Raw genomic sequence first — 13,537 nt, 5'->3', positions numbered from 1 at the left:
GTACTCCAGAATAAATCGGTTCGCTCAGGCCAGCTCAAGCTGCTGGCTGCGCGCGTACTGGCGCGCCAGGGCAAGCACGCAGACCAGCGAAAGGGTGGCGATCAGCGTGTAGAACACTGCCATCGGCCACCACTGCCCTGTGAAATGGTGGGCCAGCCAGGTGCCGATCAACGGGGTCAGGCCCCCGGCGATGGCGCCACACACCTGGTAGGCCAGGGAAATGGCGGTATAGCGCACACGGGTGTCGAACATGCCGCTGACGTAGCCTGCGATGACCGCGTAGAACGAGGCCATGCAAGCAGCGGCCAAGGCGATGCCGAGCACGATCAACGGGCCTTGGCCCGAGCTGACCAGGGTGAACATAGGGTAAGGCGAGGCCATGGCCAGCATGGCCACCAAGGCCAGAAAGCGAGTGGCGCCGAGCTTTTCCGACAGCCAGGCAGCCAAGGGCTGCACGCAAAACTGGATGATCGCCACGAAGAACAGGCACTCCAGGATCAGCGAGCGCTCCAGGTGCAGCTGCTGGGTGGTGTAGCTGATCATGAAGGTATTGGTGAAGTAGACCCCGGCAATGCCCAGGGTGTTGGCACCGATGCACAGCAACAGCGGGCGCCAGGCGCTGCGCAGCACCTCGAAGACCGGGGCCTGCTCCTTGCGCCGGGCCGTTTCTGCCTGCTCGCGGCTGGCGATGAACTCGGGCGACTCGTTCACCCCCAGGCGAATGGCCAGGCCGACCAACAGCAGCAAGGCGCTGGCCAGGAACGGCACGCGCCAACCCCAGCTCATCAGGTCTTCTTCCGGAAGGCGGGTGACCGCGCCAAAAGCCAGCAGTGACAGAATCAGGCCCGCCGGGCTGCCGAGCTGGGCGAACGAGGCGAAGAAGTTGCGCCGCCCTTTGGGGGCATGCTCGCCGGCCATCAGCACGGCCCCGCCCCACTCGCCGCCCACCGCAATGCCCTGGACGATGCGCAGCAGCACCAGCAGCACCGGCGCGCTGGCGCCGATTTGCGCATAGGTCGGCAACAGGCCGATGCACACCGTGACGATGCCCATCATCAGCAAGGTGATGACCAGCGATTTCTTGCGGCCGATACGGTCGCCCACATGGCCGAAGACGATTCCGCCCAGCGGCCGGGCGAAAAAGCCCACGGCGAAGGTACCAAACGCTGCCATGGTGCTGAACAGGCTGTCATCGGAGGGGAAGAACAAGGCACCGAACACCAGGGCCGCGGCGGTGGCATAGATGTAAAAGTCGTACCATTCGATCATGGTACCGATGAAAGCGGCGGCAGCGGCACGGCGTGGCTGGGCGCAAGTGGCGGGCTTCATGGGGGCTCCTTTGCTTGTTGTTCTGGCAGGAGTGACGGGAATTCACGGTCGCGCTCTGACGGCGCTTGGCTTGTGGGCCTCGATGCCTATGATTTATCGGGCCAGGGCTATGATTAGTCAATTTTCTATTTATTATTCCAACTATTAACCCTGCTTATCATAGAGCCTTGCCATGTCTGACCGCCTGCTCAACGACCGCCTCGACTGGAACCTGCTGCGTACCTTCCGCGTCATTGGCCAGGAACTGTCAATCAGCCGCGCCGCTGCCCGCCTGCATCTCACCCAGCCGGCAGTCAGCCAGGCCTTGAAGCGCCTGGAAGAACAGCTTGGCCGCCAACTCATCGCCCGTCGTGGGCCGCGTTTCGTGCTGACCGAAATGGGCGAACAGCTGTTCCAGCTGGCCGGCGAGGTGTACGGGCAGATGTCGCAGATCGGCAGCCTGCTGGCGCAGCCCACCGACGAACTGGTGGGCAAGGTGCGCTTGCTGATGATCAGCCGCATCGTCAGCGACCGCTTCGACGACTTCCTGGCCGACTTCCATCGCCAACACCCACGGGTGGACCTGGAAATCGACGTGATGCGCAGCTCCGACATCGTCGCAGCCTTGCAAGAGAAAACTGCCAGCGCAGGCTTGAGCTTGAACCGGCGGGCCCAGCCCAGGCTGGAGCAACGGCTGTTCCTGCGCCAGCGTTACGCGTTCTTCTGTGGCAAGCACCATGCACTGTTCGGCCAGGCCGAGGGCGACTTGCAGCGGGAGAACTTCGTCAGCTTCACCAGCGACCAGATTGGAGGCATGTTGTCGCCACTGACCATTTTCCGCGACCAGCAGGGCTTTGCCGGGCGCATCGTGGCCTCGTCACCCAGCCTTGAGGAAGTGCGCCGCCTGGTAATTGCCGGGTTCGGCATCGGCTGCCTGCCCGAGCACGTGGTAGCGCCGGATGTTGCAGCTGGGCTGCTGTGGAAGCTGCACCCGCTGGAGGGCATTGCCGATGTGGACATTCACCTGTTGTGGAACCGGGACCAGCGCTTCAGCCGGGCCGAACAGGTGTTCATCGAGGGGCTGCAACAGCGCCTTGACTGACCTGCAGCGCCATCACCGGCGCTGCCAAGCGCGCATCGCGCCGGTGGCCTTGGCCGCCTTGTAGTGCAACTTGGATCCGATCAGGGGAAAGGGTATGCTGACATATAGCTAAATGCCATCACCCAGGCCGGCGCGATGCCTGCCTTCAAGGACGAACCCTTTGCCCAGCCACCCTACCCGCCATACCATTGCCCGCCAGTGGCAATTGCTCAAGCTGCTGCCAGGGCGCCACCCGGGCGTGAGCTCTACCCAGTTGCAACGCGCCCTGAGCGGCGTGGGCCACACCACCAGCAAGCGTACCGTAGAGCGCGACCTGGTCGAACTGGCCGCCCTGTTCCCGCTGCAATGCAACAGCAAGGGCATGCCCTATGGCTGGTACTGGCAACCGGGCCTGAGCCTGGAGCAAGCGCACCAGTTGCAACCCGACGCGCTATGCCCGGCGGCCCAGGTGGAGCTGCGCGCCTGGGTCGATGACGCCCTTGCCCGGCGCCTGGAGCAGGCGCCGCTGTCGGCCGACATGCAACTGACCGCGCAAGGCGACGGTGGCGCTGTGCTGGTGGCCACGGTAGACGACAACCGGGCGCTGATGAGCTGGCTGCTGTCCCAGGCCGGCGCTATCCGCGTGCAGGCCCCCAAGGCGCTGCGCCTGGCCATGCTGGCGCAATTACGCCAGAGCCTGGCCCTGCACGAAACGGTTGGTTGAAACCATTGGCGGGCGCTACTGGCGCAGCCGCTCCAGCGCCTGCAGCACGAACGCGGTAGCGCGCTCCACCTGCCCTTCCCTGCAGGCGATACCCAACTGCCGCCACAGCCCGGGCCGCAGCGGCCGGTGGGCAATGCGCTGATCAAGCTCGGCGGCCTCCCCCTCCTGCGGCAGCAACGTCGCGCCATACCCGGCACCGACCAGCTTCTTGATGGCATCGTTGTAGTTCAGCTCGATACGCGGCTCGGGGTGCAACCCCGCCGCCGCAAACCACTCGTTAGTCACCCGCGACAGCTGGGTACTGCTGTCATTCAGGATCAACGCCCGTTGCGCCAGCCAGGCCGGCGTGACCTTGGCCGGGGGCTGCCAGTCGGCCGGCACGTAGGCCAGGATCGGGTCGCGCCGCCAGGGTGTTACGGCCAGCCCCTTGACCGCCACCTGCGGCAACGCCACCAGCGCGACATCCAGGGTGCCCTCGCGCAAACGCGCCAGCGACGCTTGCGAAGTGAGCACCTGCACCTGCACATCGATTCCCGGATGCTCCACCCGCAAGGCGGCCAACGCCTGTGGCAGCAGGTGGGCGATGGCCCCGGTCGAGGCCCCCAGGCGTACCCGGCCGCTCAGGCCCTGCACCTGGCGGCGAACTTCGTCCAACGCCAGGTCCGCGTCGGCCAGCAAGCGGCGGGCGCGGGCCAGCAGCGTTTCACCGATGGCCGTGGGCCGTACCTGGCCGCGGGTACGGTTGAGCAACGGGGCGCCGACGCGCGCCTCCAGCTCGGCCACGTGCAGGCTGATGGTGGGCGGCGCCAGGTTGAGCTGGCGAGCCGCCTCGGCAAATGAACCCAGGTCGCTGATGACCACCAGCGTACGCAGGCGGTCGAGGCTGATTTCGCGCATGGTCGCTGCGGCTTCCTCACAAAACAAAGACTGACGGCTGAATGCCAAGGCAGCTTTCAGGGGCAGGTTCACCGCGAAAAGGCCAGCATATCATTCAGAAAAGCTGAATGCGGCGGTCATGATATTCAAATTTTCTTTATCAACGCCACCCGCGAACATAGGCCATCCCCTCCCCAACCCGGACCCCGACCATGCATACCCCTGTTGTCTTCATCGACGGCGACCAAGGCACCACCGGCCTGCAGATCCACGCTCGCCTGCAAGGCCGCAGCGACTTGCGCCTGCTGACCCTGCCCGAAGCCGAACGCAAAGACCCTCAACGGCGTGGCGAGGCGATCAACAGCGCCGACATCGCCCTGCTGTGCCTGCCCGATGCCGCCGCGCGCGAAGCGGTGGCCGCCATCCACAACCCGCAGGTGCGGGTGATCGACGCCAGCTCGGCACACCGCACCAGCCCAGGCTGGGTGTATGGCCTGCCCGAACTGGACCCGCACCAAGCCGAACGCATTGCCCAAAGCAAGCGCGTCAGCAACCCCGGCTGCTACCCCACGGGCGCCATCGCGTTGCTACGCCCGCTGGTCAAGGCCGGTCTGCTGCCTGCCGATTACCCGCTGAACATCCACGCCATTTCCGGCTACTCCGGTGGCGGCCGCGCGGCGGTAGAACGGCATGAACAGCCCGCTGCCGACAAAGCCCCGGCCTTGCAGCTGTACGGCCTGGACCTGGCGCACAAGCATGTGCCCGAGATCCAGCAGCACGCCGGGCTCTCGGCACGGCCCCTGTTCATGCCTGGCTACGGCGCCTACCGCCAGGGCATCGTGCTGAGCATCCCGCTGCAATTGCGCCTGCTGCCCGGGCAGGTCAGCGCCGAACAGCTGCAAGCCTGCCTGGAACAGCATTACCAGGGAGCCCGCCATGTTCAGGTAATGCCCCTGCACCAACAAGGTGGCGCGGCCAACCTCGACCCTGAAGCCCTGAACGACAGCAACGACCTGCGCCTGGCGCTGTACGCCAACCCTGAACACGGCCAGGTGCTGCTCACCGCCATCTTCGACAACCTGGGCAAAGGCGCGTCGGGCGCGGCGGTGCAAAACCTGGACTTGATGCTCGGCGCACTACAGGCACGCGGCTGATGGGTCAAAACCGGTTAGACTGTACAGCCCGCGCCCTCCCGGTGCGGGCTGTACAGTCCAACCGCCGGAGCCTGCCCCCCGATGTTCATCCTGAGCCGCCTTGACAGCGTGCCGCCCGAGTCTTTCCAGAACCAGATCCGCGAGCTGGTGATTCACAACGTCGGTGAATTGAGCAGTGTCGCGATCACTGCAGACAACCCGCTGTACCCGCTGTACCAGTACGGCGTCGGCATGGAGGTGCACCAGTACCTGCAAGCCCTGGACGGCACTCGCGGCCTGGCCGTGGCACTGACCCTGGCACTGGATGCAGAAGCGCCTGACCAGTTGTTGGGCTTTGCCTTGTCGCTACCCGCCGAGGACGATGAGCAGGCCTGTGCCCTGGCATTCATGGCCGTACGCGCCAGCCATCGTCGCCAGGGCATCGCCCGGGCGCTGCTGGGCGACCTGCAGGCGCGCCATGCCTGCGTCGAGCTGAACGCCTTCGCCAACCAGGTACCGTGGTTCGAAGCCATGGGTATGCAGGTGGTGGCCGCCAAGGGTCCGCAGGTGCTGATGAGCAGCACCGGCCAGGCCAGCGGGGCACTGATCGGCCGCCTGGACATCGCCCCCATCTACCAGACCGCCGAGGTGCTGCAGATTCATACCTACCTGCTCAACCAGCAAGGCGAGGATGCGATGATCGAAGCGGAGCAGATGCGCGACGAGCGGCTGGACGCGCTGACCGCACAGGCGCAGGAGTGTGTGCGCCAGCGCCAGCACGTGCACTGATCGCACCGTCAAGCACAACGCTCATGGCCGCACCGGTCAAGCTCGGCGCGGCCCGGCGGCTCAGCCATGCACCCAGCGCCGGTGCAGCCCGCGCGCCAGGGCATCGAGCAGAAAGCCCAGCACACCGATCAACAGCACCATGGCCATCAGCTCGGAGTACGCCAGGCGGTCGCGGGTATCGAGAATGAAATAGCCCAGCCCTGCACTGACGCCCAGCATCTCGCAGGGCACCAGCACGATCCACAGGATCCCGATGGCCAGGCGCACGCCCGTCAGCACATGGCCAATCACCCCCGGCACGATCACCTTGCACAAGGTTTCCCAGCGCGTGGCACTCAGGCTGCGGCTCAACTGCAGCCAGCGCGGGTCCAGTTGCCGCACCCCGGCGGCGGTGTTGAGCAGGATCGGCCACAACGCGGCGAACGCCAGCAAAAAGTAGATCGGCTGGTCACCCACGCCCATCAGCATCACCACCACCGGCATCCACGACAACGGCGAGATCATGCGCAGGAACTGGAATGCCGGCGTGGTCGCCGCCTCCAGGTGCCGGTAGCTACCTACCAGCAACCCCAACGGCACACCGATCAGCAACGCCAGCAACAAACCCACCAGGATGCGCTTGAGGCTGACCCAGATATGCCCGTAGACCTCGCCCTGCCCCAACAGCTCGACCAGGCTGGCCAACGTGGCCTGCGGTGCAAACCGGGCCGACAGGCCATCGGCCTGGCCGAACACGGCGACCCCGGCCCACCACAGTGCCAGCAAGCCCAGCAAGCCGGCCAGACCAAGCCCGGCATGTACCACGTGCGTACGCATCAGACGGCGAACTCCTCGCTGCGCTCGTAGTTGTCGGCTATGCCGAACACCGACGGCCCGCCCACGGCGGCAATGGCGTTACGCACGAAGCGGTCATCCACCAGGTCGCGGGCAGTCTGCGCCGGGTCCAGGCCGGCGAGGAACGCGTGGTCACCTTCGATCAGGGTGTGCTGCAAGCGCTTGACCAGTGCTTCGGTGTAGCTCGGGAACGGGTAAGGCTGGAAATCGATGCGCTTTTCGTCCCACTGCTGGTGGCGAATGGCGCCGCTGGCGATATAGCCGGCACGGTCCTCGGCCGCCGGGGCAAGGACCTTGGCCAGCACCGCCAGGTCATGGGGCGTGTACTTGTTGGCGCCAGCACGCGACAGCAAGGCTGCTGCTTCAGCGCGGTGGTCGCGGGTCCAGTGCTGGGCCTTGACGATGGCATTGACCACCTTCTGCGACCACTCGGGGCGGTTGTCGAGGTCGTGTTCGTGCATGAACACCACGCAGCAGGCATGGTTGCGCCAGACATCGCCCGTGAAGCGCTGCACGCGGCCAACCTTGAGGTTCTCGGCCAGGGCGTTGAACGGCTCGGCGACGATGTAACCGGCTATGCGCTTGCTGGCCAGGGCCGGTGGCATGTCGGAGGGCGGCAACACCAGCAGGTTCACTTCATTGTCTGCCAATGCCGCACTGGCCGGCTTCGACACCGGTGTCAGGCCGTTGTCGTTGAGCATCTGCTGCAGCACGACGTTATGGATCGAGTACCAGAAAGGTATGGCCACGGTCTTGCCACCCAACTGCTTCATGTCTGTGATGTCGGGGGCGACGGTCAGGCCCGAACCGCCCACGTGGTTCCACGCCACCACCTTGGCCGGCACCTTGCTGGCATAGCGCGCCCACACGGTCATTGGCGACAGCAGGTGAATGACGTTCACCTGGCCAGAGATGAACGCCTCGATCACCTGTGCCCAGCTGCGCAGCAATACCGGGCGTTCGGCCTTGATACCCTCGGCTTCGAACAGGCCGTTGTTGTGCGCCACCAGCAAGGGCGTGGCGTCGGTGATCGGCAGGTAGCCGATACGTACCGGCGCGTCCGGCTCGGCAGCGGCGCGGGCCTGCAGGCTCGACAGCAACGGCAGTGCACCGGCGGCGGTGAGCATGGCGCCCAGCTTGAGAAAATCACGTCGTGAAGACGAGGAACAGCAGTCATCCATGCACATGGGCAGCCTCCGAGGCCTGGGGGGTTGGGGTGGGTTCGACCGTGCGGCTTGCTCGCCGGAGCGTCTTGAGGATTTCAATGCGAAGGGCGCCCAGTTCTTCTACCCGCTGCGTGCGCGGCTGCGGCAGGCCGATGTGCCACTGGCCGAGGATGTGCGCTGGATGGTCGCCCAGCAGCAGCACACGGTCGGACAGCAACAGGGCTTCGTCGATATCGTGGGTGATCAGCACCGCCGCCGTGTTGTGGGTGGCGATCAATTGCAGCAGCAATTGCTGCATGTCGGCACGGGTGACTTCATCCAGCGCGCCGAACGGTTCGTCGAGCAACAGCACTTCCGGCTGCCGTGCCAGGCAACGGGCCAGCGCGGTCCGCTGGGCCATGCCGCCAGACAGCTGCGCCGGGTAGTGGCTGCGGGCGTGGCCCAGGCCCACGGCGGCGATAGCGTGGTCGATACGTGCACGGCGTTCGGCAGCCGCCAGCTTGGGCTGGCGGGCGAAGTCCAGGCCGAAGGCGACGTTTTTCTCCAGGCTCAGCCAAGGCAGCAGGCTGGGGTCCTGGAAGGCTACCGCCAGGCGCGGGTGTGGGCCCTGCAGCGGCTGGCCATGCAGCCGCACGCTGCCACCACCCGGCTGCTGCAGGCCGGCCAATACCCGCAACAGGCTGGACTTGCCAACGCCGCTGGGGCCCAGAATGCTCACCACCTCGCCGCGCCCCAACTGCAGGTCGAACTGCGCCAGCACTTGCTGCCAGCCGCCCTCGCCCGGGTAGCCCAGGCTGATGTCAAGGGCTTCAAGCAACATTGCACTCATGCGGCGCCGGCCTGGCGGTGCAGCTCGGCCCGCAGTTGCACCAGGCTGGGCGTGACGATCGGCACGAACGCCGATTCGCGCCAGCGGCGGGCAAAACCTTCGCCATACTCGTTGAGGTAGGCTTTGCCACCACTGGCCTGCAATTCCAGTTGCACCGCGTCGGCGGCACTTTCGGCCAGGGTGATGCGCAGCTTGAACAAGGCCGCCGGTTGTTGCAGGAAGCGGCCGTCGAGCAAACCTTGCTTGAGTTCGCTGACGGTATTCTCCAGGCGCTCGCTGAGCACCTGGCGGGCTTCGTCCAGGAATGAGGCACGCCCCTGCAGGTGGGCCTGCACTTCGTCCAGTGCCCGGCGCGCCAGGCCAATGGCCATGCCGCACTGCAACCCCAGGAAGGCCGGGCGTACCTGCGGCAGGAACACGCGGGCATTGTCGTGCAGCAACCAGTCACGTGCCAGCGGCACCTGGTGGAAGGCCAAGGCAGCGGTGTTGCTCGACTGCAAGCCCATCAGTTGCAAGTCGTCGGAACGTTGCAGGCCCTGGGCATCCGAAGGAATGGCCAGTACGAACGGAGCACCGCCCGCGTCGTCCTCGATGGCCGCCGCTACCACGAACCCACTCTTGCGCAGGTTGGTCACCCAGTGCAGGCGGCCCTCCAGGTGCCAGCCATCGCCCGCCGGGCGGCCGCGCACTTGCAGGGCTTCGATGCCAGAGAGGAACTTCATGGCATTGGACAGGCCGGTGGCACCGGCCAGCTCGCCGGCCAGCAGCTGTGGCAGCAAGCGCGCGCGCAGCGGCTGGTTGGGGCTTTGCAACAGATACTCGATAAAGGCGCGCTGGCCCCAACACACGAAAGCGGCAGCCAGCGAGCGGCTGGCAATGGCAGCGATGGCCTCGACGGCGTCGGTCACCTGCCCGCCCGTACCGCCCAGGGCCGGGTCGACGCCCACGCGCAGCAGTTGCGATTCGGCAATTTGCGCCAGCACGTGCTGCGGCTCGCACAGGCCCCGATCTATGGCCTCGGCATTGGCATCCAGCCACTGTCGAAATGCACAATCCTGCATGGTCTTGCTCCTTTGAGAACGCCGGGCCGCCTGGCGGCCCCTTTGCGGCACATGGCCGCTCCTACAACTACCGCTGTACCGCCGCTAGCAGGGGCAGATCATGCAGTGGGCTGCCAGCGGTACTTGCCAAGCTCGTCATTGAGCGGCGTTTGGGCGAACACATTAGCAAAGTTGCACAGGGTTGCGAGGCTCACGCCAAGAATCACTTCCAGCGCATTGCCTTCGCTGAAGCCGGCATCCCGGAATGCCTGGTAGGTGGCCTGGCTCACATTGCCGCGGGTCGCGATCACTTCACGGGCGAAGGCGGCCAGGGCTTCGTAACGGGCATTGGGCAGCTCGCCGCGGGCCCGCAGGGCATCGACCACCTCCTGCGGCAGCTTGGCCTTGTTCAACGCCACGGCGGTGTGCCCCGCCACACAGAAATCACAGCCATGCTGGGTGGCGGCAATCAGTTGCACCACTTCGCGGTCGGCCAGGCTCAGGTCGGACTTGCCGTTCAATGCCGAAACGGTCACGTAGGTTTCCAGTGCCGCTGGCGCGTTGGCCAGCACGCCGAGCAGGTTGGGGATGAAGCCCGAATTCTTCTGCGCGTTCTCAAGGAACGGGCGCGCTGCTTCCGGGGCGCTTTCCAGGGTGTGTAAGGTAATGCGCGAGGACATGGAGTGGTCTCCCTGATGGATGTCACTACAGTCTGGTGGTTATAAGAAGTACCCTCCATATTCATCAGTCGCCTTTCCTTGCTCCTGAGTCTTTGCATTAGATGATTTCGTCCGCCGCGCTCGTCGATTGGTTATTAGAAGGCCTGGAGCTGGATGCCAGCCTGTTTCATGTCGGCCGCTACTGTGGCGGCTGGCACGCCAGCACCCAGGGTATGGGCCGTGCCAGCTTCCACTTGGTGGTGCAGGGCGATTGCTGGCTGCACCTCGACGGCCAGGCGCAGCCGGTGTGCCTGAAAAAAGGCGACGCCGTGTTCCTGTTGCGCGACCTGGGTTATCGCCTGTCCAGCGACCAGGACGCGGCAGGCGCCTGTGCGCAACCGCGTCAAACCATGCAGGCGCTGGACGGCGACGCCAGCGATGGGGTCGGCCTGGTCTGTGGCTTCTTCCGTTTCCAGTCGGGTTTGTCTTCGCTGATTGTCGAGGGCCTGGCCGACTGGATCCTGCTGCGTGCCGAAGACCCCGCCGGGAGCGCGGCGGGGGCGTTGTTCGGGCTTATCCTGGACGAATGCCAACGCCAAACCGGGCCTTCGCAAACCTTTCTGGAGCGCCTGACGCACTTGCTCTTTCTGTATGCACTGCGCCAGCAAGTGCATGCCGGGCAGCCCCTGGGCGGGCTGATCGCGCTTGCTCGGCAGCCGGCGTTCGCCGGGTTGCTCGAGCAACTGATCGAGCAACCCGGCCAAGCCTGGACACTGGAGAGCATGGCGGCCTGCACCGGGTTGTCGCGCTCGGCTTTCTTCAAACGCTTCAGCGAGCTGGCCGGGCAGTCGCCAGGCCAAGTGCTGCTGGCGTTGCGTATGCGCCATGCTTGCCGGTTGCTGCAGGCGGGCAACACGGTGGAGCAAGTGGGTGCACAGGTGGGGTACCAATCGGTGGCCGCTTTTACCCGGGCCTTCGCCAAGGCAGTAGGCATACAGCCAGGGGCCTACCGGCGCGGCCACGAAGGGCGTTAAGCGGCTCTACTGCGCCGCAAGCCGGCTTGCGAGGCGCCACGTTGAAGCTGATTTCCCGGATAAAACCGACAATTTTCCTTGGTTTATCAGCAGATCCCGTAACTTGAATGCCTGTTCAAGAATGATGGCCATATGGCATCATCGCATCCAAAAACAGTAAAGAGGGTGAGATCTACAACCGACTTTGCGGTGCATCCGAAGCCTGGCGCCACTGCGGTGACACCGGTAGCCGCCTGCGTTCTCGAGGCCTGCACGCCACCATCAAGGAGTACTTCATGCAGTTGAGGAATTTGAAGATCGGCATTCGCGCAGCATGCGCATTCACCCTGTTGGGCGTTCTGGTGCTGATGATGGGCCTGATCGCACTTTACGAAACCCGGCAGATGGACAGCGCTACGGACGAGATCCGGGTGACCTGGATGCCGGCAGTGGTAGCCCTCAGTGGAATCAGCACCGACCTGGGCCGCGCCCGCGCCCTTACGTTACGTGCCGCGCTCGACGACAACAGCGATGATCGCAAGCGCAACCTGCAGATGCTGGACAGCATCAACATCGAGCTTTCCAAGGGCTTGAAGCATTACGCTGGCATGGTGGCTGCCACCGATGACCAAAACCTGTTCAACGCTTTCATGACTGCCCATCAGCAGTATTCCGACGTACAGGGGCGTGTGCTGCAGGGGCTCACCAGCGGGCGGATGGACGACGCCAGGCAACTGATCAGCGGGCCGCTGACCCAAAGCGCCGATAGCATGATGCAGGCCATGACCGCGCTGATTGCCTACAACGGCACAAGTGCCGAGCAAGCCTCGCAGCGCAGCAGCGATGTGGCTGACGAAGCGTTCCAGGCGCTGATAGGCGCGCTGTTGGTGATTGTGCTGGCGCTTGCCGCCATCGCCACCCTGCTCACCCGCAGTATCGTGCGGCCGTTGGCCGAGGCCGTGGCCGTGGCTGAACGCGTGGCCACCGGCGACCTGACTCGCGAAATCCAGGTGGTGGGCCGCGACGAGCCGGCCTTGCTACTGCGCGCGTTGAGCCGCATGCAGACCAGCCTGCGCGACACCATTCGGCAAATAGCCGCCTCGTCCGACCAGCTGGCCTCGGCGTCCGAAGAGCTGCACACCGTCACCGAAGACACCAGCCGCGGCTTGCACCAGCAAAGTGCCGAAATCGACCAGGCGGCTACGGCCGTCAACCAGATGACCGCGGCGGTCGAAGAAGTGGCCAACAATGCGGTGAGCACCGCAGACGCCTCCAGAGGTGCCGACCAGACTACCCGCGATGGCCGCGACCGGGTCAACCAGGCGCTGGCCTCCATCCAGCATCTGGTGGCGGACGTGACCGGCACTTCCAGCGAAATCGAACAGCTGGCCAGCAATGCCAACGAGATCAGCCGGGTGCTGGATGTGATCGGTGCAATTGCCGGGCAGACCAACCTGCTGGCGCTCAACGCCGCCATCGAAGCCGCCCGCGCCGGTGAGGCAGGCCGTGGCTTTGCGGTGGTGGCGGACGAAGTTCGTGCCCTCGCCCACCGTACCCAGCAGTCGACGGCCGAAATCGAGCAGATGATTGCCGGGATCCAGAACGGCACCGAGCGCGCGGTGACCGCGATGCACAGCAGCCAGGGGCGTGCCACGGGCACGCTGGAAGTGGCCGAGGGCGCCGGGCAGGCGCTGGAGGTGATTGCCGAAGCGATGGCCTCGATCAACCAGCGTAACCTGGTGATAGCCAGTGCCTCGGAACAACAGGCGCAGGTGGCCCGTGAGGTGGACCGCAACCTGGTGAATATCCGTGACCTGGCCATGCAGACCTCGGCGGGGGCCAACCAGACCAGTGCGGCAGCGCAGGACCTGTCGCGCCTTGCCGTGGACCTGAATGGCATGGTGGCAAAGTTCAAGGTCTGATCTGAGATAGCCGGGGCCGCATCGCGGCCCATCGCAGGCAAGCCAGCTTGTATGGTTAGACTTGAAGGGAGGAGGAGGGACAAAGCCAGCTTCTGACTGTTAGCGCAGTACAGACCGTGGGAGACCTCGCCCCTCCTCCCTTTTCACCCAAGCGCCGATAAAG

13 protein-coding genes are annotated in these 13,537 nt (G+C 65.1%); 6 read left to right on the top strand and 7 right to left on the bottom strand.

The window, feature by feature from the left end; all coding sequences use genetic code 11:
• Positions 1-24: 24 nt before the first annotated feature.
• Entirely contained in the window at positions 25-1,329 is a 1,305-nt protein-coding gene (locus tag QME24_RS04230; RefSeq protein WP_054903806.1) for an MFS transporter, read from the bottom strand.
• 172 nt (positions 1,330-1,501) lie between these two features.
• Between QME24_RS04230 and QME24_RS04225 the strand changes: the two genes are divergently transcribed.
• Together QME24_RS04225 and QME24_RS04220 are read left to right on the top strand one after the other, a co-directional pair.
• Complete coding sequence (locus QME24_RS04225; protein ID WP_054903805.1) at positions 1,502-2,410, top strand: LysR family transcriptional regulator; 909 nt, start codon at positions 1,502-1,504, stop codon at positions 2,408-2,410.
• A 160-nt stretch (positions 2,411-2,570) separates the two neighbouring features.
• A complete protein-coding gene (locus tag QME24_RS04220) occupies positions 2,571-3,113 on the top strand; it encodes a WYL domain-containing protein (protein WP_054903804.1) in 543 nt (180 codons plus the stop codon).
• Between the two features lie 15 nt (positions 3,114-3,128).
• Here QME24_RS04220 and QME24_RS04215 read toward each other — a convergent pair whose 3' ends face one another.
• Positions 3,129-4,010, bottom strand: coding sequence for a LysR family transcriptional regulator (locus tag QME24_RS04215; protein WP_054912281.1), 882 nt, complete (start codon positions 4,008-4,010; stop codon positions 3,129-3,131).
• 191 nt (positions 4,011-4,201) lie between these two features.
• Between QME24_RS04215 and argC the strand changes: the two genes are divergently transcribed.
• Positions 4,202-5,143 carry an N-acetyl-gamma-glutamyl-phosphate reductase gene (argC, locus tag QME24_RS04210; RefSeq protein ID WP_110677269.1) on the top strand — a complete coding sequence of 314 codons (942 nt, stop codon included), beginning with the start codon at positions 4,202-4,204 and terminating at the stop codon, positions 5,141-5,143.
• 81 nt (positions 5,144-5,224) lie between these two features.
• A complete protein-coding gene (locus QME24_RS04205) occupies positions 5,225-5,911 on the top strand; it encodes a GNAT family N-acetyltransferase (protein ID WP_054903801.1) in 687 nt (228 codons plus the stop codon).
• 60 nt (positions 5,912-5,971) lie between these two features.
• On the opposite strand, the gene QME24_RS04200 is transcribed toward QME24_RS04205, so the two are convergent.
• From QME24_RS04200 to QME24_RS04180, 5 genes are all read right to left on the bottom strand, one after another.
• Positions 5,972-6,727, bottom strand: a complete 756-nt coding sequence (locus tag QME24_RS04200; RefSeq protein WP_009685594.1) for an ABC transporter permease — start codon at positions 6,725-6,727, stop codon at positions 5,972-5,974.
• Complete coding sequence (locus tag QME24_RS04195) at positions 6,727-7,932, bottom strand: ABC transporter substrate-binding protein (protein ID WP_280091299.1); 1,206 nt, start codon at positions 7,930-7,932, stop codon at positions 6,727-6,729. The genes QME24_RS04200 and QME24_RS04195 overlap by 1 nt, the downstream gene beginning before the upstream one ends.
• On the bottom strand, positions 7,919-8,740 hold the full coding sequence (locus QME24_RS04190; RefSeq protein ID WP_192439948.1) for an ABC transporter ATP-binding protein: 822 nt from the start codon (positions 8,738-8,740) through the stop codon (positions 7,919-7,921). The genes QME24_RS04195 and QME24_RS04190 overlap by 14 nt, the downstream gene beginning before the upstream one ends.
• On the bottom strand, positions 8,737-9,801 hold the full coding sequence (locus QME24_RS04185) for an acyl-CoA dehydrogenase family protein (protein WP_280091300.1): 1,065 nt from the start codon (positions 9,799-9,801) through the stop codon (positions 8,737-8,739). The genes QME24_RS04190 and QME24_RS04185 overlap by 4 nt, the downstream gene beginning before the upstream one ends.
• Before the next feature lie 98 nt (positions 9,802-9,899).
• The gene (locus QME24_RS04180) at positions 9,900-10,460 is read right to left on the bottom strand and encodes a carboxymuconolactone decarboxylase family protein (protein WP_009685599.1); all 561 of its coding nucleotides are present in this window, start codon (positions 10,458-10,460) and stop codon (positions 9,900-9,902) included.
• A gap of 101 nt (positions 10,461-10,561) precedes the next feature.
• Between QME24_RS04180 and QME24_RS04175 the strand changes: the two genes are divergently transcribed.
• Both QME24_RS04175 and QME24_RS04170 read left to right on the top strand, forming a co-directional pair.
• A complete protein-coding gene (locus QME24_RS04175) occupies positions 10,562-11,473 on the top strand; it encodes an AraC family transcriptional regulator (RefSeq protein ID WP_054903796.1) in 912 nt (303 codons plus the stop codon).
• A 275-nt stretch (positions 11,474-11,748) separates the two neighbouring features.
• Positions 11,749-13,374: a methyl-accepting chemotaxis protein gene (locus QME24_RS04170; protein WP_054903795.1), complete on the top strand. Its 1,626-nt coding sequence runs from the start codon at positions 11,749-11,751 to the stop codon at positions 13,372-13,374.
• Positions 13,375-13,537: the final 163 nt, after the last annotated feature.

Origin of the sequence: Pseudomonas sp. PARCl1, from assembly GCF_947311875.1 — a bacterium.
Classification (GTDB): Bacteria; Pseudomonadota; Gammaproteobacteria; order Pseudomonadales; family Pseudomonadaceae; genus Aquipseudomonas; species Aquipseudomonas juntendi.
The sequence above is the reverse complement of the archived record's forward strand: the minus strand, read 5'-3'. Positions and strand labels throughout refer to the sequence as shown.

Excerpts from the sequence above, each read along its gene's own strand:
- QME24_RS04230 (WP_054903806.1), bottom strand. The coding sequence starts at position 1,329 with ATGAAGCCCGCCACTTGCGCCCAGCCACGCCGTGCCGCTGCCGCCGCT.
- QME24_RS04225 (WP_054903805.1), top strand. The coding sequence starts at position 1,502 with ATGTCTGACCGCCTGCTCAACGACCGCCTCGACTGGAACCTGCTGCGT.
- QME24_RS04215 (WP_054912281.1), bottom strand. The coding sequence starts at position 4,010 with ATGCGCGAAATCAGCCTCGACCGCCTGCGTACGCTGGTGGTCATCAGC.
- argC (WP_110677269.1), top strand. The coding sequence starts at position 4,202 with ATGCATACCCCTGTTGTCTTCATCGACGGCGACCAAGGCACCACCGGC.
- QME24_RS04205 (WP_054903801.1), top strand. The coding sequence starts at position 5,225 with ATGTTCATCCTGAGCCGCCTTGACAGCGTGCCGCCCGAGTCTTTCCAG.
- QME24_RS04200 (WP_009685594.1), bottom strand. The coding sequence starts at position 6,727 with ATGCGTACGCACGTGGTACATGCCGGGCTTGGTCTGGCCGGCTTGCTG.
- QME24_RS04195 (WP_280091299.1), bottom strand. The coding sequence starts at position 7,932 with ATGTGCATGGATGACTGCTGTTCCTCGTCTTCACGACGTGATTTTCTC.
- QME24_RS04190 (WP_192439948.1), bottom strand. The coding sequence starts at position 8,740 with ATGAGTGCAATGTTGCTTGAAGCCCTTGACATCAGCCTGGGCTACCCG.
- QME24_RS04185 (WP_280091300.1), bottom strand. The coding sequence starts at position 9,801 with ATGCAGGATTGTGCATTTCGACAGTGGCTGGATGCCAATGCCGAGGCC.
- QME24_RS04180 (WP_009685599.1), bottom strand. The coding sequence starts at position 10,460 with ATGTCCTCGCGCATTACCTTACACACCCTGGAAAGCGCCCCGGAAGCA.
- QME24_RS04175 (WP_054903796.1), top strand. The coding sequence starts at position 10,562 with ATGATTTCGTCCGCCGCGCTCGTCGATTGGTTATTAGAAGGCCTGGAG.
- QME24_RS04170 (WP_054903795.1), top strand. The coding sequence starts at position 11,749 with ATGCAGTTGAGGAATTTGAAGATCGGCATTCGCGCAGCATGCGCATTC.